General features: G+C 70.9%; 24 protein-coding genes and 1 pseudogene. 8 read left to right on the top strand and 17 right to left on the bottom strand.

Going from position 1 to position 23700, the window contains the following annotated elements; all coding sequences use genetic code 11:
- Positions 1-39 precede the first annotated feature (39 nt).
- Positions 40-849 (bottom strand): cytochrome bc1 complex diheme cytochrome c subunit, encoded by an 810-nt coding sequence (gene qcrC / locus Leucomu_RS08360; RefSeq protein ID WP_128386926.1) that lies wholly within the window; start codon positions 847-849, stop codon positions 40-42.
- A 21-nt stretch (positions 850-870) separates the two neighbouring features.
- The gene (gene ctaE, locus Leucomu_RS08355) at positions 871-1485 is read right to left on the bottom strand and encodes an aa3-type cytochrome oxidase subunit III (protein WP_017884653.1); all 615 of its coding nucleotides are present in this window, start codon (positions 1483-1485) and stop codon (positions 871-873) included.
- A gap of 229 nt (positions 1486-1714) precedes the next feature.
- Here ctaE and trpD point away from each other — a divergent pair, with 229 nt between their 5' ends.
- Positions 1715-2782, top strand: coding sequence for an anthranilate phosphoribosyltransferase (trpD, locus tag Leucomu_RS08350; protein ID WP_128386925.1), 1068 nt, complete (start codon positions 1715-1717; stop codon positions 2780-2782).
- Positions 2783-2861: 79 nt separating this feature from the next.
- Here the strand turns inward: trpD and Leucomu_RS08345 are convergent, their stop codons facing one another.
- The 7 genes from Leucomu_RS08345 to Leucomu_RS08315 all read right to left on the bottom strand — a co-directional run bounded on the left by Leucomu_RS08345 (position 2862) and on the right by Leucomu_RS08315 (position 10087).
- A complete protein-coding gene (locus tag Leucomu_RS08345; protein ID WP_128386924.1) occupies positions 2862-3896 on the bottom strand; it encodes a M23 family metallopeptidase in 1035 nt (344 codons plus the stop codon).
- Between the two features lie 110 nt (positions 3897-4006).
- Positions 4007-4882 carry an alpha/beta fold hydrolase gene (locus Leucomu_RS08340; RefSeq protein WP_128386923.1) on the bottom strand — a complete coding sequence of 292 codons (876 nt, stop codon included), beginning with the start codon at positions 4880-4882 and terminating at the stop codon, positions 4007-4009.
- On the bottom strand, positions 4879-5487 hold the full coding sequence (locus Leucomu_RS08335) for a phosphoribosylanthranilate isomerase (RefSeq protein ID WP_128386922.1): 609 nt from the start codon (positions 5485-5487) through the stop codon (positions 4879-4881). Before Leucomu_RS08335 ends, Leucomu_RS08340 begins: the two co-directional genes overlap by 4 nt.
- 52 nt (positions 5488-5539) lie before the next feature.
- Positions 5540-6865: a DUF418 domain-containing protein gene (locus Leucomu_RS08330; protein WP_128386921.1), complete on the bottom strand. Its 1326-nt coding sequence runs from the start codon at positions 6863-6865 to the stop codon at positions 5540-5542.
- Between the two features lie 671 nt (positions 6866-7536).
- A complete protein-coding gene (locus tag Leucomu_RS08325; protein ID WP_128386920.1) occupies positions 7537-8325 on the bottom strand; it encodes a phosphatase PAP2 family protein in 789 nt (262 codons plus the stop codon).
- Positions 8322-9200 (bottom strand): TrmH family RNA methyltransferase, encoded by an 879-nt coding sequence (locus tag Leucomu_RS08320; protein WP_128386919.1) that lies wholly within the window; start codon positions 9198-9200, stop codon positions 8322-8324. Before Leucomu_RS08320 ends, Leucomu_RS08325 begins: the two co-directional genes overlap by 4 nt.
- The gene (locus Leucomu_RS08315) at positions 9197-10087 is read right to left on the bottom strand and encodes an alpha/beta fold hydrolase (RefSeq protein WP_228407043.1); all 891 of its coding nucleotides are present in this window, start codon (positions 10085-10087) and stop codon (positions 9197-9199) included. Before Leucomu_RS08315 ends, Leucomu_RS08320 begins: the two co-directional genes overlap by 4 nt.
- A gap of 89 nt (positions 10088-10176) precedes the next feature.
- On the opposite strand from Leucomu_RS08315, the gene Leucomu_RS08310 reads away from it, so the two are divergent.
- Positions 10177-10875 (top strand): exonuclease domain-containing protein, encoded by a 699-nt coding sequence (locus Leucomu_RS08310; protein WP_017884661.1) that lies wholly within the window; start codon positions 10177-10179, stop codon positions 10873-10875.
- A 299-nt stretch (positions 10876-11174) separates the two neighbouring features.
- Here Leucomu_RS08310 and Leucomu_RS08305 read toward each other — a convergent pair whose 3' ends face one another.
- Together Leucomu_RS08305 and Leucomu_RS08300 are read right to left on the bottom strand one after the other, a co-directional pair.
- Positions 11175-11423 carry a type B 50S ribosomal protein L31 gene (locus Leucomu_RS08305; RefSeq protein ID WP_017884662.1) on the bottom strand — a complete coding sequence of 83 codons (249 nt, stop codon included), beginning with the start codon at positions 11421-11423 and terminating at the stop codon, positions 11175-11177.
- Between the two features lie 135 nt (positions 11424-11558).
- Positions 11559-12344, bottom strand: coding sequence for an ABC transporter ATP-binding protein (locus tag Leucomu_RS08300; RefSeq protein WP_128386918.1), 786 nt, complete (start codon positions 12342-12344; stop codon positions 11559-11561).
- Between the two features lie 24 nt (positions 12345-12368).
- Here Leucomu_RS08300 and serB point away from each other — a divergent pair, with 24 nt between their 5' ends.
- On the top strand, positions 12369-13007 hold the full coding sequence (gene serB, locus Leucomu_RS08295; protein ID WP_128386917.1) for a phosphoserine phosphatase SerB: 639 nt from the start codon (positions 12369-12371) through the stop codon (positions 13005-13007).
- Positions 13008-13115: 108 nt separating this feature from the next.
- On the opposite strand, the gene fabG is transcribed toward serB, so the two are convergent.
- Complete coding sequence (gene fabG, locus Leucomu_RS08290; protein WP_128386916.1) at positions 13116-13826, bottom strand: 3-oxoacyl-ACP reductase FabG; 711 nt, start codon at positions 13824-13826, stop codon at positions 13116-13118.
- Between the two features lie 95 nt (positions 13827-13921).
- Between fabG and Leucomu_RS08285 the strand changes: the two genes are divergently transcribed.
- From Leucomu_RS08285 to Leucomu_RS08265, 5 genes are all read left to right on the top strand, one after another.
- Complete coding sequence (locus tag Leucomu_RS08285) at positions 13922-14422, top strand: DUF3099 domain-containing protein (protein WP_128386915.1); 501 nt, start codon at positions 13922-13924, stop codon at positions 14420-14422.
- Positions 14419-14664 (top strand): hypothetical protein, encoded by a 246-nt coding sequence (locus Leucomu_RS08280; protein ID WP_128386914.1) that lies wholly within the window; start codon positions 14419-14421, stop codon positions 14662-14664. Before Leucomu_RS08285 ends, Leucomu_RS08280 begins: the two co-directional genes overlap by 4 nt.
- Positions 14657-15526, top strand: a complete 870-nt coding sequence (locus tag Leucomu_RS08275; RefSeq protein WP_128386913.1) for an SURF1 family cytochrome oxidase biogenesis protein — start codon at positions 14657-14659, stop codon at positions 15524-15526. Before Leucomu_RS08280 ends, Leucomu_RS08275 begins: the two co-directional genes overlap by 8 nt.
- 109 nt (positions 15527-15635) lie before the next feature.
- The gene (locus Leucomu_RS08270; protein WP_128386912.1) at positions 15636-16526 is read left to right on the top strand and encodes a cutinase family protein; all 891 of its coding nucleotides are present in this window, start codon (positions 15636-15638) and stop codon (positions 16524-16526) included.
- Positions 16527-16665: 139 nt separating this feature from the next.
- Complete coding sequence (locus Leucomu_RS08265; protein WP_128387818.1) at positions 16666-17169, top strand: cupin domain-containing protein; 504 nt, start codon at positions 16666-16668, stop codon at positions 17167-17169.
- Between the two features lie 72 nt (positions 17170-17241).
- On the opposite strand, the gene Leucomu_RS08260 is transcribed toward Leucomu_RS08265, so the two are convergent.
- From Leucomu_RS08260 to zwf, 5 genes and pseudogenes are all read right to left on the bottom strand, one after another.
- Positions 17242-18840 carry an ABC-F family ATP-binding cassette domain-containing protein gene (locus Leucomu_RS08260; protein WP_128386911.1) on the bottom strand — a complete coding sequence of 533 codons (1599 nt, stop codon included), beginning with the start codon at positions 18838-18840 and terminating at the stop codon, positions 17242-17244.
- A gap of 221 nt (positions 18841-19061) precedes the next feature.
- Complete coding sequence (pgl, locus tag Leucomu_RS08255; protein ID WP_128386910.1) at positions 19062-19778, bottom strand: 6-phosphogluconolactonase; 717 nt, start codon at positions 19776-19778, stop codon at positions 19062-19064.
- A complete protein-coding gene (gene gndA / locus Leucomu_RS08250; protein WP_267128476.1) occupies positions 19778-21169 on the bottom strand; it encodes an NADP-dependent phosphogluconate dehydrogenase in 1392 nt (463 codons plus the stop codon). Before gndA ends, pgl begins: the two co-directional genes overlap by 1 nt.
- A 59-nt stretch (positions 21170-21228) precedes the next feature.
- The gene (locus tag Leucomu_RS08245; protein WP_128386908.1) at positions 21229-22161 is read right to left on the bottom strand and encodes a glucose-6-phosphate dehydrogenase assembly protein OpcA; all 933 of its coding nucleotides are present in this window, start codon (positions 22159-22161) and stop codon (positions 21229-21231) included.
- Positions 22158-23688, bottom strand: a pseudogene (gene zwf, locus Leucomu_RS08240) (glucose-6-phosphate dehydrogenase). Before zwf ends, Leucomu_RS08245 begins: the two are co-directional and overlap by 4 nt.
- Positions 23689-23700 lie beyond the last annotated feature (12 nt).

Genomic DNA, 23700 nt, shown 5'->3' with positions numbered 1-23700 from the left:
CTTGACTCCTGACTCATGAACTCTGTGTGCGCCGTCGGATCAGTTCGACTTCGCGGTGACCCAGACGGTGAGGCCGACGATGGCGCCGAGACCGATCACCCAGATGAAGAGGCCCTCGGCCACGGGGCCGATCGACCCGAGGGTCAGACCGCCGACGGCGGGCTCGTTCTCGATGTACTTGAGGTACGAGATGATGTCGGCCTTCTCCTGCGGCGTGATGTTCGCGTCGCTGAAGACGGGCATGTTCTGGGGGCCGGTGACCATGGCCTCGTAGATGTGGGTGGCCGGGACGCCAGTCAGCTTCGGGGCGAACTTGCCCTGGGTGAGCGCACCGCCGGCCGCGGCGACGTTGTGGCACATCGCGCAGTTGATGCGGAACAGCTGACCGCCGCGGGCGATGCCCTCGTCGTCGCTGTCGGCCTGGATGTAGCGGCTCTCGGGGAGCGCGGGCCCGGGGGCGAGGGAGGCCACGTAGGCCGCCATCTGCAGGGTCTGCTCCTCGGTGAACTGCTGCGGCTTGACCATGCCCTGCGGGCCCTGGAAGGCGAGCGGCATGCGGCCGGTGCCGACCTGGAAGTTGACGGAGGCCGCACCGGCGCCGATGAGCGACGGGCCGTCATCGGTGCCCTGCGCGTTGGCGCCGTGGCAGGTGGCGCAGTTGGCGCCGAACAGCTTCTCGCCGGCCTCGATGGTGGCGGGGGACTCGAGGTCGATCTCGGCGGTGGCGGAGGTCTGGCTGAAGCCGGTGTACGCGGCGCCGGTCACGAGCAGGCCGACCGCAACGAGAGCGGCGGTGGCAAGCGGGTGCCGTCGGCCGGACTTGCGAACGTTATTCTTGGCGCGAGCCATGTTCTCGATTACTCCTGACCCCTACTTGAGGACGTAGATGACGATGAAGAGGATGATCCACACGATGTCGACGAAGTGCCAGTAGTAGGACACGACGACCGCGGTGGTCTCCTCCTTGTGCGTGAAGTTCTTGACGGCGTAGATGCGTCCGATGACGAGCAGGAACGCGACGAGGCCGAGGGCGACGTGGATGCCGTGGAAGCCCGTGGTCATGTAGAAGGCCGAGCCGTACGGGTCCGAGCTGAGCGTGATGCCCTCGGAGACGAACGTGGCGTACTCCCAGACCTGGCCGGACACGAAGATGGCGCCCATGAAGAAGGTGAGGTAGAACCACTCGACCGTGCCCCACTTCTTCGGGCTCGCGCCGGTGGCGCGCGGCTGCATGCGCTCGGCGGCGAACACGCCCGCCTGGGCGGTGAAGGAGGAGGCGACCAGGATCAAGGTGTTGACCAGCGCGAACGGGAAGTTGTGCAGCGCGGTCTGCTCGGCCCACAGCTCAGGGTTCATCGCGCGCAGCGTGAAGTAGATGGCGAAGAGGCCCGCGAAGAACATGACCTCGCTGCCGAGCCACACGATCGTGCCCACGGCGACGATATTGGGTCGCTTCACCGAGGGCACGGCTGACTTGGTATTCATAGTGGTCGTTGTCACCCCTCCATTATGGCTGAAAGTTTGGTGTGCGTTTTCACTCGGTCCCGGCGCGCCGAACTTTCTGCGAGTTTCCTGCTCAGCCTACCGTGCTGGAGGGGCGAGAAAGTCCATTCCGGGCCACCTCATTCATCAGATGAACTTTGAAATCTCTGGTATTATCGTTCGCCGCCCTTGACGAAAAGGGGACCCTGCGGCGGCTCGATAGGATTGGCCCATGATCGACGAACGCAGCTGGCCGACCGTGCTCACGACGCTCCTCGAGGGCGACGATCTCAGCGTCTCCCAGGCGGAGTGGGCGATGTCCCGCTTCATGACGGGAGACGCCAGCGGCGCCCAGATGGGCGCCTTCCTGGTGGCGCTGCGATCGAAGGGCGTGACCGTCGATGAGATTGTGGGCTTCCGCGACGCGATCCTCGCCGAGGCCGCCCCCATCGCGCTTCCGGCGATGTCGCTCGACGTCGTGGGCACCGGGGGAGACCGCTTCGGCACCGTGAACGTCTCGACCATGGCATCGATCACGGCGGCGGCGGCGGGCGCTCCCATCGTGAAGCACGGCAACAAGGCGGCGAGCAGCAAGTCCGGCTCCTCCGACGTGCTGACGGCGCTCGGCATCGGGCTCTCGCTCGACGCGGATCAGCTCGCCGCGGTCTTCGACCGTGCGGGCATCGCCTTCGTGCACGCCGCCCGCTTCCTGCCCGGGTTCCGGCACGTCGCCCCCGTGCGCTCCGACCTCGGCATCCCCACGGTCTTCAACTTCCTCGGCCCGCTCTGCAATCCCGTGCGCCCCGAGGCCTCCGCCGTCGGCGTTGCCGATCCGGTCGCCGCTCCGCTCATCGCCGGCGTGTTCCGCATCCGGGGGGCCTCGGCCCTCGTCTTCCGAGGCGACGACGGGCTCGACGAGCTCACCACTACGGGGCATTCCCGGCTCTGGGAGGTCACCCGCGGCGGCCTCACGGAGCACGACATCGATCCGCGCGATCTCGGGATCGCACGTGCGTCGATCGAGGATCTGCTCGGCGGCACCCCCGACGAGAATGCACGGATCGTGCATCGCGTGCTGGCGGGGGAGTCGGGGCCGGTGCGCGACATCGTGCTGCTCAACGCAGCGGCGGGCCTCGTCGCCTTCGACCTGGCGAAGCTGCCCGAGTCGTCCGAGCGCCCCCTGCTCGAGCGCCTCGACGAGAAGCTGCGGGTCGCCGCAGAGACCATCGACTCGGGTCGGGCGGTCGAGAAGCTCGACGAGTGGGTGCGTGCGACCTCCGAGGCGGGCGACGCGGCCTGAGCGGCGCGTCAGCTCCGGCGCTCCCGGCATGCCGCGAGAGCGCTGCTGAGGGCTCACTGCGCTTCCGGCCGGAGCGGGGTCAGGGTCTCGCCGACGCCGTCTCCGCGCGATCCATGCGCGTGTACTTCGCGAAGAACGGCATCGGATCCACGGGCTCGTCGTCGACGCGGATCGCGAGGTGCAGGTGCGGGCCGAACGACATGCCGGTGTTGCCGACGGTGCCGGCCTGGTCGCCCATCGCGACCGTGTCGCCGACCTGGTAAGTGTGGGAACCCATCTCCATGTGGCAATAGCGGCTGGTGACGTTCTTGCCGTCGAGCTCGTGCTCGACCTTGAGACCGAAGCCGCAGCCGTCGCTCGCGAAGCCCGCCTCGAGCACCTCGCCGTCGGCGATGACCTGGATCGGGGTGCCGGCGGGTGCCCCGAAGTCCTGCGCGTCGTGGAACTGCTCGACGGGAGCCGTGCGGTAACCGAACCCGTCGGTGAGCATGACGTTCGAGACGAAAGGGTAGTTGACGAGCGCCTGCGGTCGGAACGTGTAGCTGACGGGGGTTTCGGAGTCCGAGACCGACGCGCTGATCTCGCTGAACGACGTCGGGAGCTCGTCGAGCGAGACCTCGGAGAAGAGTTCCTGCGCCGCGACCACGCCGCCCGCCGAGGCGTCGGCGTCGGCAGGTGTGATGAGGGGGAGCGATGCCGTGAGCACGAGACCGCAGACGCTCGCGGCCGCGGCCACGGCGGCGATGCGGCGGCGAAGCGGCACCGGAGCCGCTGGTGACCTCACGACCGCCGGTTCGGCTGTCGGTACGTGCTCGACGAAGGGCAGCCGGAGCGATCCGGTGGCGGTCGACGGCAGCGCCGTCTTCGGCGTCGGCCGACGCTCGGCTCCGGGTCGGGACGCGTCCGGCGCGACAGTATCGGGCGCCGCCTGCGGTGATGCGGCCGCGCGCGTCGACTCAGGCGCCGTCTGCGGGGTCTCGGGCGAGGTCTCCCGAGCTGCCGACTGCGGCGCGGCCTGCGAGGCGGCCCGCTGCTGTTCCCTCAGCGACCTGCGCGACGGGTAGCCGGAGCCGGCCGAGCCGCTGGGCTCGCTGAGAATCGGGGCGTCTGTCATTCGGGCTTTCGAGAGTCGGGGGCGCGGCGCCGGGGGCCGCGGCAAAAGATAACGCTCAGGTTACAACGTCCGACGCCGGAATGCCAGAATGTGCAGCTCGGGGGACAGCGCTACCGCTCTCGAGCGATCCCCATCCAGTCGAGCACGTGGTGGGCGACGGGCTGTCCGGAGCTGATGAGCGCCTCGTGCCCGCGATCCCGGATCTGCAGCATCTCGCCGCGGGGGAGCAGCCCGGTGATCCGCACGGCCCAGCCTCGCGGGCAGACGCGGTCCCGGGTTCCCCTGATCACGAGGCTGGGCTGCGCGACGCGGGGCAGGCAGCTCTCGAGGCGGTGATCGAGCATCTGCCTCAGCTTGCGCATGAACCAGATCGGGCCGGCCTGCAGGTAGGTCTTCGTCGCTCGGGTGAGCACCGAAAGGGGCTCACCCTCGGCGAGATCCTGGATCATGCGCGCGCCCTGCATGAGCAGGGAACGCTCGGCGGGGTTCACCGAGGGGGCGATCAGCACGACCCGTTCCATGAGGTCGGGGTGCCGGGCTGCGAGCTCGGCGACGATCTGGGCGCCCATCGAGTGGCCCACGGCGACCAGCGGGCCCGCGTGCTGCTCGTGCAGCGCGGCGGCGACCAGGTCGGCGGTGTCGGGCATGCTGAGCGGGTCGGCCGGTTCGGGGCAGTCGGCGAAGCCGGGCAGATCGACGGCGATCGCCTCGCACTCGGTGTGGATCTCGGCGAGGAAGCGATCGTAGACGCTGTGGCCCATGCCGATGCCGTGGATCAGGAGCACTCGCGGCGCACCGGGGCGACGCCATCGGAAGATGTGCAGCTCTCGGGAGTCGAGCTGGAAGCTCGCGCGTTCGGGCTCGGGGAGCGGAGTGCGCTCGTCAGCCGCCTCGTCATTGGGGTCGGCGCGACTCGCCGCATCCGCTGACGCCGGGGGTGCGGGATCCGCGCTCGCGGCGCGAAGGCCCGTCTCCGGGCGGCTCATGCGCGTGCCGCCCGGATGAACCGGGTGATCAGCTCGGGATCCTTCTCGCCGGGCGCGCGCTCGACACCGCTCGACACGTCGACGCCCGCCGGCCGGGACGCGGCGATCGCGTCGGCGACGTTGTCGGGGTCGAGGCCGCCCGCGAGCAGCCAGCCGCGGCCGAGTCTCTCGCCGTCGATGAGCGAGAGATCCCAGGCTTCACCGGAGCCGGGGAAGGCGCCGTCGACGAGCAGGCGTTCCTCGCCGAACTCGCCGGAGCGCAGCCCGGGGTGCTGCGCGAGCGACGTCGCCCGCCAGACGCGCGGCAGGATCTCGCGCGCCGCCGCGAAATCGGCGGCCGCGTAGGAGCCGTGCAGCTGCAGCACGTCGAACCCCAGATCGCGGGCGGTTTCGGCCGCCTCGAGCGCGGGCATGCGGTTCACCACGAGCGCCACGTCGATCTCGCGATCCGAGGCCCGCGCCGCCGCGATGACCTCGGCGGCCTGCGCAGGCGTGGCGTGGCGCGGGCTGCGCGGGCTCATGACGACCCCCAGGGCGTCGGCGCCGGCGGCGACCGAGTGGGCGGCCATCGTGGTATCGCGCAGACCGCAGATCTTCACGTACATCGCTTCGTCTTTCCCGAGGTGTGCAACTCCCGCCAGCGTACCGGAGGCGGGCTCAGCGGGTGCTGGGCGTATCGTCCGCGGCCCGTGCCGTGGACGGGGCCGGGGGAGCGGCGGGGAGGGGAGCGGCGGGCAGGTCGAGTCTCGCGTAGGTGAGCCGGCGCAGCAGCACCTCGGCGGGACCGCGCGCTCCGCGGCGCTCCAGGATCACGGCGAGGATCAGCGACAGCAGCCAGGCGCCGAGCGCGATCCCGAACGCGGCCGCGGTGTTGATGCGCGAGCCCATGCCGAAGCCCCACGCCGCGAGCAGGGGAGCGAACACCACCGACTGCAGCAGGTAGCTGCTCAGCGAGCGCTTGCCCACCGCGGCCACGGCGCGCGACACCGCGCCGGCGCGATGCTGCAGTCGAGGACCGATCACGCCGAAGAGCGCGGCGTAGCCGACGCCCCCCGCGGCGCCCGCCAACTGGTTGAGCAGTATCATCGCCCAGGCGACGGGTTCCAGCGCCGGCAGCAGGCCGAGGTAGAGCATGGCCGTCGGTGCGGCCGCGACCGTGCTGACGAGGATACCCCAACCGGCGACGGCCCCGAGACCGATGCGGGAGCCCGCGGCCTCGAGCCAGCGGTGGCGGCCCGCGAGCCAGCCCAGCAGGATGCACAGGGGCACCACCAGCGACAGCACCGTCGCGGGCGTCGACACGAGCCACATGCCGATGCGGGCGAGCATCGCCCAGCCGTACCCCTGCACGCCGTTCAGCATGTCGGCGGTGCTGCCGAAGTCGGCGGCGGTCATCAACGCCGGCGAGTCGGCGGGCACGAGCGCGTTCAGCAGCAGCCCGAGCCCCAGCGACGAGACCGCACCGAACGCGACGAGCGCGAACATCGTCCACGCCGCGAACTTCAGCACGCGATCCGAGCGCCAGAACAGCGCCGCCGTGAGCGCGAGACCCGCGAGCCCGTAGGCGCCGAGGATGTCGCCCGCGAACAGCAGCGCCGCGTGCACGAACCCGAACGACAGCAGCCACCAGTGCCTGCGCCAGAACATACCGCGCACCGCCACCAGCGGCACGCCCCTCGTCTCCCGAGAGCGAGCGAACTGCACCATGCCGTAGCCGAAGAGGAACGCGAACATCGGGTAGACGCGCGCATCGACGAACAGGATCGTCAGGGCCGAGAGCGCTCGATCGAGCGCGGAGCCGTCGGAGGGATGGGTCGTGTACAGGGGAGTGTCGTGCCCCCACAGATACACCGAGACGTTCGCGATCGCGATGAGCAGCAGCATCCAGCCGCGCGCGAGATCCGGTGCGAGTGCGCGCCGCGCCGGAGTCGGCGGTGCGGCGTTCGTCGACGTGTTCGTCGACGCGGAATCGGTGTGCGGCACGGTACCCCCTGGACAAGCCTCGACGCCGCGTATGCGACACGGGTGTCATCTATTTTATGCAGATCGAATTCGGCGTGGCGGGCTCGGGACCGAAGCGCGAGCCGCAACGGCTCGGATTCGACCGGAGCCCGACGATGTCACGCAACCTCGGCGCTCGAGGGGCCGGAGGGCGTCGGGGGGTGCCGGACGGAGCGGTGCGGGGCGGCGAGGGGGAGAGGCGGGTCATCTCAGAAAGCTGACATAATATCGATTATCATGCACTGGGCGCGGAGCGCCCTCGTGCATGATAATCGAAGCGGTGAAAGCGCCTGTGGGTCTTTTCGCTGTGGAGCAGGCTGGCCGGGAATGAGCGAGCTGTGGGAGCGTCTCACCGTGGGTCTTTTCGCAGTGGAGCGTGTGGCCCCGTAACGAACGCGCGACCGTGAACGCGCCTGCGGGAGTCTCCGCTGGAATTCCCGGAGCTCCGGTGCGGTATCGGCTGGAATGCTTCGTCGGACATCGTCGGACATCGTCGGTCGAAGCCGGTCGACGAAGTCGACGATGCCGGCTGGGCCGAAGCTCGCCGGTGCGCGGCGCAATACGCTCCTGGCCGCGCCCGACTCACGGAGCGCGGTTCGGGCTCGAAGCGCGTTCGCCAGCTCCGGCGTCTCCCTCCCCGGGTGCGGATTATGTCAGGTTCGGCCCACGCTGAGCAGCAGCAGTGTGCGCGACGCGAGCGTCGCCGCGCCGATGCAGCCGAACTGGCCCGCGCTCAGGAGCGTCGCCGCGTTGCCGTTCCACGCGGCGACGGCCGCCAGCACGAGCGCGGCGGCGACCATGATCCACCCGACCAGCGCGAGGCCCACCGCGAGCGTGCGGCCGAGCACGATGCTCCCCCGCGACGTCGCCGGCCGGATCAGGCACGCCAGTGCGAACGCCGTGGTGCCGAGCGCGAGCCCGCCCAGCACGTCGCTCGGGCGATGCCAGCCGTACGCGAGCAGTTGCCACCCCACCGCCGAGAGCAGCACGGCACCCGCTACCGCGAGGAAGCCCCGCGCCCGTGTCGGCACCGCCCAGACGAGCGCGGCCGTCACCACCGCGAACACCGTCATGTGGCCGCTCGGGAACGTGTTCGGCACATCGAGGTCGAACAGCTGGGGTCGTGTCAGCCAGACCTGCTTGAGCAGCTGCGAGGCGACGATGGCGAGCGCCGGTACCACGGTGACGACCAGCGCCCGCTTGACGCCGTGCGCGAGCAGGGCGACGACCGCGACGACGCCGAGCGCGATCGCCACCGACGGGATCGAGACCAGGTTCAACGGCGGCGGCGGGCTGGTGGTGAACTCCGCGGCGTCCAGCACGCTGTCCTCGGCGCGCTGCCCCACCTCGAGCTGCACGCCGAGCACGTACGATCCGACACCCACGGCGATCCAGAAGATCGCGAACCAGAGCGCCCGCCTGCGGCCGCCCCCGCCGATCACGGGCGGCTCCCCCGGCCCTCGGCGCGATCCGGAGCACCGCCCCGGCCTGCGCTGAGGTCCCCGGCGCGATCCGCGGTGCGCACTGCCCAGAGCGCGAGCGCGGCCGCGGTCGCGACGTTGAGCGAGTCGACGCCGTGCTCCATCGGGATCACCACGGAACGCGCCGCCGAGGCGAGCGCCCTCCGCGACAGCCCGGCGCCCTCGGTGCCGAACAGCAGCGCCAGACGTTCGGGCAACTCCCCCGCGTAGTCGGCGAGATCTTCGGCGTCGTCGCGCAGAGCGAACGCCGTGAGCTCGTAACCCTCGTCGCGGAACATGGGGCCGGCGACCGGCCACTCCGGCAATCGGGCCCACGGCACCTGCAGCACGGCGCCCATGCTGACGCGCACGGCGCGGCGGTAGAGCGGGTCGGCGCACGCCGGCGAGAGCAGCACGGCGTCGGCCCCGAGGGCCGCGACCGAGCGGAAGATGGCTCCCACGTTCGTATGGTCGGTGAGGTCCTCGAGCACGACGACGCGCTTCGAGGCGCGCAGCAGTTCGACGGGGTCGCGCGGCGAGGGGCGGTGCATCGACGCGAGCGCGCCGCGGTGCATGTGGAAGCCGGTGAGCGCCTCGAGCTGCTGCGACTCCCCCACGTACACGGGCACGTCGGGGTGGTCGGCGAGCAGCGGTTCGACGCGCGGCAGCCACTCCTCGAGCAGCAGCACGGAGCGCGGGCGATGGCCGGCGTTGAGGGCGCGCTCGATCACCTTCGGCGACTCGGCGAGGTAGAGCCCCTCCTCCGGTTCGCGCACGCGCCGCAGCGCGACATCGGTCAGCTGGGTGTAATCGGCGAGCTCCGGTGCGGAGAGGTCGCCGATGCGAGCGAGCCTCACGCGGCGGCCTCGCGCTCGTCGGCCCGCGCCCCGGCGAGGAACTCCGAGACGAAGGCGACCGCGTCGTCGACGGCTTCGTAGTGCACGAGGTGCCCCGTGCCCGGGATGATGCGCAGGCGCGAGCCAGGCACGCGGTGGCGCAGGTCGAGCTGCTTCGGCAGTGGGGTGATGTCGTCGCGCTCTCCGGCGATCAGCAGCGTCGGCATCGTGAACGCGCGCGCGAACTCGGGCACGGTGTGCGACACCGATGCGCGGAACGCCTGCAGCAGGGTGGTCGGATCCGAGAAGGTGCTGAAGTAGGCGTCGTGCTGGCCGTGGATCCAGGAGCGCAGCTCGGGTTCGCCGGTCTTCGCCATGACCTCGCTCATCACGCGCACGATGACGGGGTTGCCGAGCAGGCGGCGCGCGGCCGGGCGCGGCAGCAGCTCGGCGGCGCGGTAGTAGCCGATCGCGAGCTGGGTGAGTGCGGCCTGCGGCCCCTCGAGGGCCGGCGCCGAGATCGGGTTGACGAGGATCAGCCGGCTCGGCTCGAGGCCCCCGGCGATCGCCGCGGCGACCACGAGTGAGCCGAACGAGTGCCCGAGCACGGCGAGGCCGGCGGGCGCGACGGCGTCGGCGAACGCGCGCAGCCACTCGCCGTAGAGCTCGATGTCGTGCTCCCGCCCCGGGATGGCGGGGCTCTCGCCGAAGCCGGGCAGATCGGGCACGATGGCGCGCACACCGGGGAGCGCGGAGACGATCCCCTGCGCGACGCCCTCGAGACCGTGGTGGTCGCCGCGGAAGCCGTGCACGAGCAGCAGCGGGGCGGCCTCGGGGTCGCCGTACTGCCAGGCTCGGGTGTCGATGCCGAGCGTCGGCACACGCAGGAGGGTGGGTGAAACGGTCACTCCCCGATGGTACCCGCGAACCCCTGGCAGCGCCCTGCGGGCGGGCTCCGGCGACGGTCGGTAGCATCGTTGAGAACGAAAGGATCCCCGTGACCCAAGAACTCCCGCTCTGGGCGGCGAATCTCGCCGTGTTCGACACCGAGACCACCGGCGTCGACACCTCCTACGCGCGCATCGTGAGCGCGACGATCGCCCTGCTCGGCCCGTCCGGCGAGGTGCAGGAGCGCTACGACTGGCTGCTCGATCCCGGCGTGGAGATCCCCGAGCCCGCGGTGCGGGTGCACGGCATCACGACCGAGATCGCCCGCGCGAGCGGCATCGACGCGGCGGTCGGAGTGCAGCAGATCGTCACCCGGCTGTTCGAGATGATCGAGCGGGGCTTCCCGCTGGTCGCCTACAACGCGCCGTTCGATCTGAACCTGCTCGCCGCCGAGGCCGCCCGCCACGGGGTCGCGTGGCCGAGCGAGCTCTCCCCCGTCGTCGATCCGCTGATCCTCGACAAGCAGCTCGACCGGTACCGCAAGGGCAAGCGCACGCTCGAGGCGGTCGCGGCGCACCACGGCGTCGAGATCGGCAACGCGCACGACGCGGGCGACGACGCGATCGCGGCCGGCCGCGTGCTGCAGCGCATCGCCCGCAAGTACGCCGACGTGATCCCGGTCGAGCTCGATGAGCTGCATCGCGCCCAGGTCGCGTGGGCGGCCGCGCAGGCCGCGAGTTTCCAGGACTACATGCGGCGGGTGCGCGATCCCTCGTTCATCGCCGATGGGCGCTGGCCGATGCGCTGACGCCCGCGCGGCCCTCCCGGCCGCGTGCGGATTCTCCCCCGCTTTGCCCGCCTTCCTACGACTTCTCCTCCCGCTTTGCCCGCCTCCCTACGACTTCTCCCCGTGCGTCTGCAGGCCTCCCCGCGGCACCGATCGAGCTTCGCGCACCGGAATCGGTGCGAACGGGGTGCGCGAGCGTCGATCGGTGCTGCAAGCGTCCTTCCCGGCCCAGCGAGACGGCCCGGCGGCGCGCCGGCACACGACAAAGGGCGGTCGATCCGGTTCGGAGCGACCGCCCTTTCGCCTGGGAGGCTATCGGCTCAGGCGCCGAAGCCCTTGAAGCGCTGGTTGAACTTCTCGACGCGGCCGGCCGAGTCCATGATGCGCTGCTTGCCGGTGTAGAACGGGTGCGAGGCGCTGGAGATCTCGACGTCGATGACGGGGTAGGTCGCGCCGTCGAGCTCGATGGTCTTGTCGCTGCTGAGCGTGGAGCGGGTGAGGAACGTCTCCCCCGAGGCGAGGTCGCGGAAAACGATTGCGTTGTACTCGGGGTGGATATCGGTCTTCATGAGTGTTCCTTAATGTGCCTGGATGAGGGTGTGTAACAGCACACCCTGAGGTCTTGGGATCTGCGGCGTGGCCGCACCAAAGATCGAGTTTACCAGAACAGCCGCGTTCTGGGGTTCGAATCCCGGGCGAGGCGGCTACGGTTTGGCGACCGCGGCGTATCGGCCGTTCGACACGGTGAGCTCGAACGGCATGCCGAAGGTGGCTTCGAGGTTCTCGGCGGTGAGCGCCTCGGTGATGGGGCCCGAGGCCTGCACCTGCCCGTCGCGCAGCAGCAGGGCGTGGGTGAAGCCCGGCGGTACCTCTTCGACGTGGTGCGTCACCATGATCATCGCGGGCGAGTGCGGCGACCGCGCGAAGCCCGACAGCATCTGCAGCAGCCGCTCGCGCGCGCCGAGGTCGAGGCTCGCGCTCGGCTCGTCGAGCAGCAGCATCTCGGGATCGGTCATCACCGCGCGGGCGATGAGGGCCCGCTTGCGCTCCCCGTCGCTGAGAGTGCCGTAGGCGCGGTCGACGTAGTCGCCGAGGTCCCACTCGGCGAGGATGCGCTCGGCCTGCCGAACGTCGACGTCGTCGTAGTGCTCGTTCCAGCGGCCCTCGACGCCGTATGCGGCGGTGAGCACCAGGTCGCGCACCTTCTCGGACGCCGGGATGCGGCGGCCCGTGGCCGACGAGACGAAGCCGATGCGGTTGCGCAGCTCGAAGATGTCGACGCGCCCGAGGCGCTTGTCGAGCACCTCGACCGAGCCCGTGGTCGGGTAGTCGTTCGCCGTGGCGAGCTTCATGAGCGTGGTCTTGCCCGCGCCGTTCGGCCCGAGGATGACCCATCGCTCCGAGTCCTCGACCGCCCAGTCGATCCCGTCGAGGATCGGACGGCGGTCGCGTACGTAGGTGACATCGGTGAAGCGCAGCACGTTGACCATGGGCTCAAGCCTAGACTGGATCGCATGACCGTTTCACCGCTTGTTGTGCTCGACTGCGACTCCACCACGATTCAGGACGAGGTGATCGAGCTGCTCGCCGATGCCGCGGGCAGCCGGGAGCGGGTGGCCGAGGTGACCGAGCGGGCCATGCGCGGGGAACTCGATTTCGCCGAGAGCCTCGCCGAGCGCGTCGCGACGCTGGCGGGCACGCCCGACACGGTGTTCGCGGAGGCCTACGGTCGGGTGCGTCTCTCCCCCGGCATCCGCGAGCTCGTCGCCGCGGTGCACGAGCGCGGCGGCAAGGTGGGCGTCGTCTCCGGCGGGTTCCACGAGGTGCTCGATCCGATCGCCGAGGATCTGGGGCTCGACTTCTGGCGGGCGAACCGGCTCGAGGTCGCCGACGGCCGCCTGACGGGTCGCACCGTCGGCCCCGTCGTCGACGGCTCGGTGAAGGCGCGGTCGCTGCGCGAGTGGGCTGAGGCGAGCGGGATCCCGCTCTCCGCCACGGTGGCGATCGGAGACGGCGCGAACGATCTCGAGATGATGGGGGTCGCAGCGGTGGGAGTGGGGTACAACGCGAAGCCGATCGTGCAGCAGCGCGCCGACGTCTCGATCACCGACGACCTGGCGCGCGCGATCCCGTTGCTCGACCGCCTGGCCTGAGGCCTCGCGCCTCGTCCGTTGCGCGGCGAGGCCGGCGTCACACGTCCGACGCCCTCGCGAGCACGATCGCTCCCGAGGGCGTCTACCGGGCCGTCAGCGCGCCAGCGCTCAGTGGCCCATGCCGAGGCCGCCGTCGACGGGGATCACGGCGCCCGAGATGTAGGCGGCGTCGTCGCCCGCGAGGAACGAGGCGGCGCCCGCGATCTCGGCGACCTGGCCGAAGCGGCCCGCGGGGATCGACGAGAGGTACTGCTGCTGCTGCTCGTCGGGAAGCGCGGCCGTCATGTCGGTCTCGATGAAGCCGGGGGCGATGACGTTGGCGGTGATGTTGCGGGATCCGAGTTCGCGGGTGAGCGAGCGGGCGAAGCCCACGAGCGCGGCCTTCGACGACGAGTAGTTGATCTGACCGGGCGAGCCGTAGAGGCCGACGACCGAGGAGATGAGGATCACGCGGCCGAACCGCCCCTTGAGCAGACCCTTCGCGGCGCGCTTCACGACGCGGAAGGTGCCCGTGAGGTTGGTGTCGATGACGCTCGTGAACTCCTCCTCGGTCATGCGCAGCAGCAGGGTGTCGCGCGTGATGCCCGCGTTGGCGACGACCACCGCGACGGGGCCGAGCCGGGCTTCGATCTCGGTGAAGGCCGCGTCGATGGAGGCCGCATCGGTCATCTCGGCGCGCACCGTGAGCGATCCCTCGGGCCCCTCGCCGGAGCGGGCGGTGACGGCGACGCGGTGGCCGTCGGCGATCATGCGTTCGGCGATCGCGTAGCCGATGCCGCGGTTGCCGCCGGTGACGAGTACGGTGCGCGAGGTGCTCATGGAGGTCCTTCCGTCAAAACTGTCCCCAGCCTATTGCATGTGTGCGCGGTCCCAGCGGGACGGCGTAGGCTGGTCTGGTACTGAGGAAAGGGCGCATGGCGAAGAGCTACAGTGTGACATCGGCGGGGGTGAATCCGGCCGAGGATCGCGCGCACCGGATGCGCATGTACTTCATCGCGATGAGCCTGCGCGTGGCCTGCGTGACCTCGCTGTTCTGGGTGCGCGGCTGGTGGGTGCTGCTCGCGGCGGCCGGGGCGGTCTTCCTGCCGTGGTTCGCGGTGATGGTGGGCAACGCGGTCGCGCACGACGGCGGTCAGGCCCCTGACGCTCCCGAGCCGCTGAAGCTCGAGGGCGGCGCGCCCGTCGGGCCCGAGGAGGTGTCGGCCGACACCCTCATCGTGATCGATGTCGAGCCTGAGCGCCGTTCGTCCGCGGCAGAGGGCGCCGGCCCCGCCGGAGCTGCGCAGGGCCCCGCTGGCGGCAGCTCCTCCTCCGACGGCGCCTCGGCTGAGAGCACCTCCGCCGACGGGCCCCGCGCCGAGGGCGCCCCCTCCCCCGGCCCCGAGACGCACGACGCGCGCGGCGGCGCCGCGTGAGCGCCGCAGTGCTGGGCGGCGTGACCCTCGGCGGTGCCCCGTCGCACCGCTTCGAGTGCTCCCGGGCGGGGTGCCGCGACGAGGCGAGCTGGGCGATCCTCTGGCGCAATCCGAAGATCCACGACGAGCACCGCCGGAAGACGTGGCTCGCGTGCGAGGCGCACCTCGAGACGCTGCGCGAGTTCCTCGCGGCGCGCGACTTCCCCCTCGAGACGCGGGTGGTGGGTGAGCTCGATGGCTGACGCGACGCCGGTGGGCTGGCGCTTCCTGTACTCGGGTCGATGGATCGGCTACTTCACGATGCTCGCGATCTTCTCGGTCGCGTGCGTGTTCCTGGGCAACTGGCAGTTCGACCGCCGAGCGGAGGCGCGCGCCGAGATCGCCCGCATCGACGCGAACTACGACGCTCCCGCCGCGCCCCTCGCCGATGAGCTGTCCGATCCGTCGGCCTTCGACGAGGACGCGCAGAAGTGGCGCACGGTCGAGGTCATCGGCGAGTACGTCGGCGATCCCTACCTCGCCCGCAACAGGCCGGGGCGAGACGGCGTCGGCTCGAACCTCATCCAGGCGCTGCGCACCGATGACGGACGGGTCTTCTTCGTGGATCGTGGCTGGGTGCCGATCGACGGCCATGAGGCCGAGACCGGCGGGATCGCCGCCGACGAGCTGCCCGAGCCGCCGAGCGGCGAGGTGCGCGTCGAGGCGAGGCTGCGTGCCTCCGAGCCCACGATCCCGGGTCGCACCTCCGTGGGGCGAACGGTCGCGAGCATCGAGCTGCCCGAGCTGGCGCGTCTCACGGGCACCGAGGGCGAGGCGTACACGGGTGCGTACGGCATGCTCATCTCGGAGACGCCGGCCGGCGAGCACGGCGTGCTGCCTGAGAAGCCCGAGCGGGACGAGGGCCCCCACCTCTCGTACGCGCTGCAGTGGTACGTGTTCATCGGCATCGCCTGCATCGGCGTCGGCTATGCGGCTCGGCGCGAGTACCGGGGGCTGAACCCCGACAGCAGCGTCGTGCGGGAGCAGGATCGCCGCAGCGCCGAGCGCAAGCGCCGTCGCGGGCTCAGCGACGCCGAGGAGGAGGACGCGCTCATCGGCGGCTGAGGCCCCTCCGGTCGGTCTGATCGGCCGTTGAAGCCGTCAAGAGCGCGCAAGGCCGGTGCCGGGATCGGGCGCGCCCGAGATTCGCAGTTCGCCCGAGTTAGTCTGGAGTGTGGTTTCCCTGACGTTCATCCGGCCCCTTTCGATCGTCGCTGCGCTGTGCGCCGCGGTCGTGCTCGCGGGCTGCGCCTCCCAGGTCGATCCGTCGGCGACGCGCGACTCCCTCGCCGAGGTCACCGAGAACCCCGATCCGCCGCAGGCCGCCGAGCTGTACGACGCCGAGCTGCACCCCGACCCGATCGTGGAGCCGCGCGACTGCTCGCCGTATCTCGTGATCACCGTGCGCGGCACGGGCGAGCCGTCGAAGGGGCAGCTGCTCTCCCCCGTCGCGCGCTCGATCTCGCAGGCGAGGCCAGATCAGGTCGACGTGCTCGACCTCGACTACCCCGCCGATGGCGAGATGAGCGAGGGCGGCACGCTCGGGGCGCGCATGCTCGTCGACACGCTCAACGTGCAGGCCGAGGCGTGCGACGAGCAGCGCTTCGTGCTGCTCGGCTATTCGCAGGGCGCGCTCGTGATCGGCGACGCGCTGGCGGCGCCGGACGCACGGATCGTGGGCGGCACCGTCGGCGTGGTCTCCGAGAGCGCGGTCGAGCGGGTGCTCGCGGTGGTGTTCTACGGGGATCCCCGATTCGTCGGGGGCGAGCCCTTCAACGCGGGTAGTTACGATCCCGCGGTCAATGGGCTTCTCCCCCGCGCTCAGGGCAGCCTTGACGCATTCGCCGACCGGGTGCGCGACTACTGCGTGGCGCGCGACTTCATCTGTCAGAGCAGCAGCCTCGACCTCGACGAGTCGGGCCACGTCGCCTACTTCGACAACGGCATGCAGCAGGACGGCGCCGCCTTCGTCATCAACAGGCTCGACCCGCACGACGACGATGAGACCGGCGATTCGAGCGATCGGCGGGGACCCGACGCGCCCGATGCCGACCCGGCCCGCTGAGATGCCCCCGGTTGCGCCCGGGCGCAGGGGTGTTGACCCGAGGCGCTCCGTCGGGCGGGGCGCGTTGCCGCTCGCGGGGCGGCCGACCTAGCCTCGAGACGTGCGCCCGCAACGCGGCGGGCGCCGTGAGGAGGCGGCCTTGTCGGGCAGCGGCAACCAGTACGATCACCTGTTCGTGAAGCACATGCCGGTCTGCGGGCCGGACGACTTCAACAACGAGGGCGAGGCCGCCGATCTCGAACCGCCGAAGAACCTCGGCGAACCCAACTGGCTGCTGCACGCCGGGCTCGTGCCCGATGCGAAGGTCAACATGACCCACATCTGGATCCACGAGACCGAGGTGCCCGAGCTTTGGGTCGTGCCGCACGTGCACGACTACGACGAGATTCTGATCTGGACGGGCGGAGACCCCGACAACCCGCATGATCTCGGGGCCGAGATCTACATGGACATCGACGGTGAGCGGCACACGATCACCACGTCGGGCTGCGTGTACATCCCCGCCGGCGTCGAGCACTGCCCGCTGGGCTTCACCCGCGTCGACCGTCCGTTCCGCTTCAGCGCGCTCTCGCTCGCGCCGCACTACGTGTCGGACCGCGAGGAGCGCGCGGCCGAGCGGGCCCGCGCCCGCGAGGCCGACTGACCCGGGCCTGCGCGTCCGCACGCGCGACGACGATCGCGGCGTGCGTGCGGGCGCGCAGGCGCGCGGGTTCGATCAGGCCAGCTCGATGAAGTCGAGGTACTCCTTCGACCAGTGGTCTTCGGTGGCCTCGGGCATGATGAGCACGCGCTCGGGGTTCAGCGCCTCGACGGCGCCCGGGTCGTGCGAGACCAGGATGACCGCGCCCTTGAAGTGCGCGAGCGCGTCGAGGATCTCCTCGCGGCTGGCGGGGTCGAGGTTGTTGGTGGGCTCGTCGAGCAGCAGCACGTTGGCGCTCGAGACCACGAGCATCGCGAGCGCGAGACGGGTCTTCTCGCCGCCGGAGAGCACACCCGCGGGCTTGTGCACGTCGTCGCCGGTGAACAGGAACGAGCCGAGCACCTTGCGGGCCTCGGTCTCGGTGAGGTGCTGCGAGACCGACACCATGTTCTGCAGCACGCTCGCCCGCACGTCGAGCGTCTCGTGCTCCTGCGCGTAGTAGCCGACCTTGAGGCCGTGACCCGCGATGATCTCGCCGGTGTCGGGCTCGTCGACCTGCGCGAGCAGGCGCAGCAGTGTCGTCTTGCCGGCGCCGTTCAGGCCGAGCACCACCACTTTCGAGCCGCGGTCGACCGCGAGGTCGACGCCGGCGAAGATCTCGAGCGATCCGAACGATTTCGAGAGCCCCTGCGCCATGATCGGGGTCTTGCCGCAGGGCGCGGGGTCGGGAAACCGCAGCTTCGCCACGCGATCCACCTGGCGCTCGTCCTCGAGGCCCGAGAGCATCTTCTCGGCGCGCGCCACCATCTGGTGCGCGGCTGCGGCCTTCGACGCCTTCGCACCGAACTTCGCGGCCTGATCCTTGAGCGCCGAGGCCTTCTTCTCGACGTTCGCGCGCTCCTTGCGGCGACGCTCCTCGTCGGCGGCGCGCTGTCGCAGATACAGCTTCCAGTTCATGTTGTAGACGTCGATGACCTGGCGGTTCGCATCGAGGTAGAAGACCCGGTTGACCGTCTCTCCCACGAGGTCGATGTCGTGGGAGATGATGATGCAGCCGCCCTTGTAGCCCTTGAGGAACTCGCGCAGCCACACGATGGAGTCGGCGTCGAGGTGGTTGGTCGGCTCGTCGAGGATCATCGTGTCGGCGTCGCTGAACAGGATGCGCGCGAGCTCGATGCGACGGCGTTGCCCGCCGGAGAGCGTCTTGAGCGGCTGGTCGAGCACCCGGTCGGGCAGGCCGAGGTTGTGCGAGATCGACGCGGCCTCCGACTCGGCGGCGTACCCGCCGAGGGCGTGGAAACGGTCGGTGAGGTTGCCGAAGCGCTTCATGGCCTTCTCGGCGACGGCCGGGTCGTCGGACGCCATCTCCTCGGTGGCCTTCGCGATGTTCTTGGTGAGCGTGCCGAGGCCGCGGGCGTCGAGGATGCGGTGCCGCGCGATCTGCTCGGGATCCCCGGTGCGGGGATCCTGCGGCAGGAAGCCGAGTTCGCCGGATACCGTGATGCTACCCTCGGCGGGTTGCAGCTCGCCGGACAGTGTGCGCGTGAGGGTCGTCTTGCCTGCGCCGTTGCGTCCGACGAGGCCGATCTTGTCGCCCGGGTTCACCCGGAAGGTGACGCCCTCCATGAGGCGTCGGGCGCCGACGTCGATCGCGAGGTCTTCGACGGTGATCATGTGGGAAGGCTCCTTGGACACGCCGGCGGGGCCGGCTTGCGAGTGGACAACCTCGCTAGTCTACTCGTCCTCGTCGGGGCGCGAGCTGTCGGGTGCGCGGAGGGCGAACGACCGGGTGAGGAGTGCTGCGCGGTACGGCGGCTGCGGGCCGGGAACTGCGAGGGATGTACGCGGATCCGGAACCCGAACCGCGGTGCGCCGGGCGGGCCCGGTCCCGACGGCTACGCCGACAGGTGCAGTGCGGCGTCGTCGGCCCACAGCACCGTGTCGACGCGGCCTGCGAGGCGCGCTGCGGGCACCAGCGGCTCGGTGCGCCCGAGCACCGCGCGCAGTGCCTCGGCCTTGCCCTCCCCCACCGCGAGCAGCCAGGAGTGGACGGCTCGGTTCAGCACGGGCAGCGTGAGCGTGACCCGCTCGGGCGGCGGCTTCGGCGAGTCGCGCACCGGCAGCGCGGCCGCCTCGTCGTCGCCCTGCAGCAGCTCAGAGCGCCCCGGGAAGAGCGAGGCGATGTGGCCGTCCTCCCCCACGCCGCTGAGCACCACGTCGATGCGGTCGACCCGTGCGGCGACGTCCGCGTACTCCGCGGCGGCCTCCTCGAGCGTGAGCCCCGAATCGGAGGCGGTGACGCGGTGCACGAGCGTCGCATCCGTCTCGACGGCGGCGAACAGCGACTCGTCGGCCAGCAGATCGTTGCGATCCGCGTGCCCGGCCGGCACCCAGCGCTCGTCGCCCCAGAGGAAGCGCACCCGCCCCCAGTCGACCGTGTCGCGGTCGCGGTGGTCGCGCACGGCGAGCAGGGCCTGCGCGCCGGCGCGACCGCCGGTCAGCACCACGCAGGGCACCGCTCCGGCCAGCTGCCGCTCCCGGCACACCCCGATGAGCGCGGTCGCGACCGACTCGCCCAGCGAGCGCCGGTCGACGACGCGCTCGACGCGCATCAGAGCCGCACCTCGCTGCGATCGGCCGACCAGAGCGTGTGGAACGTGCCGGGGCGGTCGACGCGGCGGTACGTGTGCGCACCGAAGAAGTCGCGCTGCCCCTGGATGAGCGCGGCCGGCAGCCGTTCGGCGCGCAGACCGTCGTAGTACGACAGCGACGACGAGAACGCGGGTGCGGGAATGCCTGCGGCGGTCGCAGCGATCACCACGCGCCGCCAGGCGGCCTGCCCGCGGCTCAGCGCGTCGGCGAAGTAGGGCGCCGACATCAGCAGCGGCAGCTCGGGCTGCTCGGTGTAGGCCTCGGCGATGCGCCCGAGGAACTGGGCGCGGATGATGCAGCCGGCGCGCCAGATGCGCGAGACGGCGCCGAGGTCGATGCTCCAGTCGTACTCGGCGGCGCCGGCGCGGATCTCGTCGAAGCCCTGCGAGTAGGCGACGATCTTCGACGCGTAGAGCGCCTGGCGCACGTCCTCGATGAAGGCGGTCTCGTCGAGGGGCGCGAAGGTCTCCGCCGGTCCCGGCAGCTCGGCCGCCGCGGCACGCTGCTCGGGGTGCGACGAGAGCGAGCGGGCGAACGTCGCCTCGGCGATCCCGGAGACGGGCACGCCGAGCGACAGCGCGGTCTGCACGGTCCAGGCGCCGGTGCCCTTCGCGCCGGCCTGGTCGAGGATCACGTCGACGAGCGGCCGACCGGTCTCGGCGTCGACTTGCCGAAGCACCTCGGCGGTGATCTCGATGAGGTACGATTCGAGCTCGCCGCGGTTCCACTCGGCGAAGACGTCGGCGATCTCGGCGGGGCTCTTGCCCGTGCCGCGGCGGATCAGATCGTAGGCCTCGGCGATCAGCTGCATGTCGGCGTACTCGATGCCGTTGTGCACCATCTTCACGAAGTGACCGGCGCCGTCGTGGCCGATGTGGGCCACGCAGGGCTCGCCGTCGGCGACGGCCGCGATGGAGGTGAGGATCGGGCCGAGCGTGGCCCAGGCCTCGTCCGACCCGCCCGGCATGATGCTGGGTCCGTTGAGCGCGCCCTCCTCGCCGCCCGAGATGCCGGCGCCGACGAAGTTGATGCCGGTCTCGCGCACCGTCCGCTCCCGGCGGATCGTGTCGGGGAAGAATGCGTTGCCGCCGTCGACGATGATGTCGCCCGGCTCGAACACCTCGACGAGCGCGTCGATCGTGGCGTCGGTCGCGGCGCCGGCCTGCACCATGATGATGGCGGTGCGCGGGCGGGTGAGGCTGGCGGCGAACTCTTCGTAGGAGTAGGCGGGGACGAAGCCGGCCTCGGGATGCTCGGCGATGAGCGCGTCGGTGCGCTCGGGGCTGCGGTTCAGCACCGCCACGGTGTTGCCCTCGCGGCTCGCGAGGTTGCGGGCGAGGTTCGCCCCCATGACGGCGAGGCCGACGACCCCGATGTTCGCGGCCGCTGCGGTCGCGTCTGCTGCTCCGGTCAAGACTGTGACTCCGTTCGATCGTTGGCTTCGAGCTGCTTCACCACGCCGCCGTACATCGCGTCCTCGTCGAGGATCCTCAGCTCCTCGGCCAGGCACTCGCGCAGCGTGCGTCGCGGCAGCGAGATCTCGTGCTGCGGCTGGCCGGGCTGGCGCAGCACCGCCCGGGCGGGCGACACCCGCTCGAGCACGGCGTCGCCCGACGCGCGCCGCAGCGTCACCGAGCGCACGCCCTCGACCACCGGCGCCTCGTTCTGCAGCCGGCACTCGGTCGGCACCTGCAGCATGAGCTCGAGCCAGGTGGCGAGCAGGCGCGTCGACGGCGAATCGGCCCCGCCGACCACCTCGACCGCGGTCACGGGGTCGAAGGGCGGCTGGTCGAGGATCGCGGCGAGATACTCGCGCCAGCGCGTGAGGCGCGTCCAGGCCAGGTCGGTGTCGCCGGGCGCGTACCCGGCGGCGCGCGCCGCGAACGCCTCCGCCGAGGAGTCGGCGCTGTCGGTGATGCGGCGCTGCGCGATGCGACCGAGCGGGTGCGATCCGGGGCGCTCGGGAGACTCCTGCGGCCACCACACCACCACCGGCGCGTCGGGCAGCAGCAGGCCGGTGACGAGACTCTCAATGCCGCTGCACACCTCGCCGTATGCGCGCAGCACGACGACGTCGCTGGCGCCGGCGTCGGCCCCGACGCGGATCTCGGCGTCGAGGCGCGGGGCGGGCTCGTGCGGGTTCGCGACCAGCACGATCACGCGCATCGGGTGCTCGCTCGAGGCGTGGTTGGCGGCCTCGACCACCGTCTCGTCGATCGGCTCGGAGGTCGCGATGATGAGGGTCAGCACGCGGCCCAGCGCGGAGACGCCGCCCTCGAGCCGCATCGCGACGAGGCGGCGCGCCACCGCGCTCACGGTCGTGTTGGGGAGGTGCTCGATCACGGGCGTCTCCATCCGCGGCCGTCGCGGGCCAGCAGGTCGTTCGCCGAGTCGGGCCCCCACGACCCGGGGGTGTACTGCTCGGGGGCCTCGTCGAGCGACGCCCAGAATTCCTCGATGGGGTCGAGGATGCGCCACGACAGCTCCACCTCGGCCTGCCGCGGGAAGAGGGGCGCGTCGCCGAGCAGCACGTCGAGGATCAGCCGCTCGTACGCCTCGGGGCTCGCCTCGGTGAACGCGTGGCCGTAGCCGAAGTCCATCGTGACGTCGCGCACGCGCGTGCCCGTGCCGGGCACCTTCGCGTCGAAGCGCATCGTGATGCCCTCGTCGGGCTGCACTCGGATCACGAGGGCGTTCGATCCCTGATCGCTGCCGTGCGCCTTCGCGAACAGCTCCCCGGCCTCGCGCCGGAAGACCACGGCGATCTCGGTCACTCGCCTCCCCAGTCGTTTGCCGGTGCGCAGGTAGAACGGCACATCGGACCAGCGGCGCGTGTTCACGAACAGCTTCATCGCCGCGTACGTCTCGGTGCGCGAGGCGGGATCCATGCCCTCCTCCTCGAGGAAGCCGCGCACCAGCTCCCCGCCCTGCCAGCCGCCCGCGTACTGGCCGCGCGCCGTCGCCGTGGCCAGGTCGTCGGGCAGCCGTACCGCTTCGAGCACCTTCTCCTTCTCGGCGCGCAGGTGGTCTGCGCTGAGCGAGATCGGCTCCTCCATCGCGGTGAGGGCGAGCAGCTGCAGCAGGTGGTTCTGGATCACGTCGCGGGCGGCGCCGACGCCGTCGTAGTAGCCCGCGCGGCCGCCCACGCCGATGTCCTCGGCCATGGTGATCTGCACGTGGTCGACGTAGTTGCGATTCCAGATCGGCTCGTACATCGAGTTCGCGAACCGCAGCGAGAGGATGTTCTGCACCGTCTCCTTGCCGAGGTAGTGGTCGATGCGGAAGATCGAGTCGGCGGGGAACGCCGACTCGAGCGTGTCGTTGAGCTCGCGCGCCGACTGCAGATCCTCGCCGAACGGCTTCTCGATGATCACGCGCCGCCAGCGCTGGTCGTCGACGGTGCGGTCGACGAGGCCCGAGCTGCTGAGGTGGTGGGCCACCTCGGGGAACGATCTCGGCGGGATCGACAGGTAGAAGGCGTGGTTGCCCATGGTGCCGCGCTCCCGATCGAGGGCGTCCACGGTGCTGCGCAGGCGCGCGTACGCGTCAGGGTCGTCGAATCTTCCCTGTACGAAGCGGATGCCCTGGACGAGCTGCTTCCAGGTCGACTCGCGGAAGGGGGTGCGAGCGTACTTGCGCACGGCGTCGTGCACGATCTCGGCGAAGTCGCGGTCGGCCCAGTCGCGGCGGCTGAAGCCGACGAGCGCGAAGCCGGGGGGGCAGCAGGCCGCGGTTCGCGAGATCGTAGACCGCCGGCATGAGCTTCTTGCGCGACAGATCCCCGGTCACCCCGAAAATGACGAGCGCGCTCGGCCCGGCGATCCTGTTGAGGCGAGGATCGCCGGGCGAGCGCAGCGGGTTGTGAGGCACGGATGTCGGGAT

The organism is Leucobacter muris (assembly GCF_004028235.1).
Lineage (GTDB): Bacteria > Actinomycetota > Actinomycetes > Actinomycetales > Microbacteriaceae > Leucobacter > Leucobacter muris.
This window is presented reverse-complemented; position numbering and strand designations above follow the sequence as displayed.

Bases quoted from the DNA above. Each gene is read 5' to 3' on its own strand.
- qcrC (WP_128386926.1), bottom strand. From the start codon at position 849: ATGGCTCGCGCCAAGAATAACGTTCGCAAGTCCGGCCGACGGCACCCG.
- ctaE (WP_017884653.1), bottom strand. From the start codon at position 1,485: ATGAATACCAAGTCAGCCGTGCCCTCGGTGAAGCGACCCAATATCGTC.
- trpD (WP_128386925.1), top strand. From the start codon at position 1,715: ATGATCGACGAACGCAGCTGGCCGACCGTGCTCACGACGCTCCTCGAG.
- Leucomu_RS08345 (WP_128386924.1), bottom strand. From the start codon at position 3,896: ATGACAGACGCCCCGATTCTCAGCGAGCCCAGCGGCTCGGCCGGCTCC.
- Leucomu_RS08340 (WP_128386923.1), bottom strand. From the start codon at position 4,882: ATGAGCCGCCCGGAGACGGGCCTTCGCGCCGCGAGCGCGGATCCCGCA.
- Leucomu_RS08335 (WP_128386922.1), bottom strand. From the start codon at position 5,487: ATGTACGTGAAGATCTGCGGTCTGCGCGATACCACGATGGCCGCCCAC.
- Leucomu_RS08305 (WP_017884662.1), bottom strand. From the start codon at position 11,423: ATGAAGACCGATATCCACCCCGAGTACAACGCAATCGTTTTCCGCGAC.
- Leucomu_RS08300 (WP_128386918.1), bottom strand. From the start codon at position 12,344: ATGGTCAACGTGCTGCGCTTCACCGATGTCACCTACGTACGCGACCGC.
- serB (WP_128386917.1), top strand. From the start codon at position 12,369: ATGACCGTTTCACCGCTTGTTGTGCTCGACTGCGACTCCACCACGATT.
- fabG (WP_128386916.1), bottom strand. From the start codon at position 13,826: ATGAGCACCTCGCGCACCGTACTCGTCACCGGCGGCAACCGCGGCATC.
- Leucomu_RS08285 (WP_128386915.1), top strand. From the start codon at position 13,922: ATGGCGAAGAGCTACAGTGTGACATCGGCGGGGGTGAATCCGGCCGAG.
- Leucomu_RS08275 (WP_128386913.1), top strand. From the start codon at position 14,657: ATGGCTGACGCGACGCCGGTGGGCTGGCGCTTCCTGTACTCGGGTCGA.
- Leucomu_RS08260 (WP_128386911.1), bottom strand. From the start codon at position 18,840: ATGATCACCGTCGAAGACCTCGCGATCGACGTCGGCGCCCGACGCCTC.
- pgl (WP_128386910.1), bottom strand. From the start codon at position 19,778: ATGCGCGTCGAGCGCGTCGTCGACCGGCGCTCGCTGGGCGAGTCGGTC.
- gndA (WP_267128476.1), bottom strand. From the start codon at position 21,169: ATGGGGGCGAACCTCGCCCGCAACCTCGCGAGCCGCGAGGGCAACACC.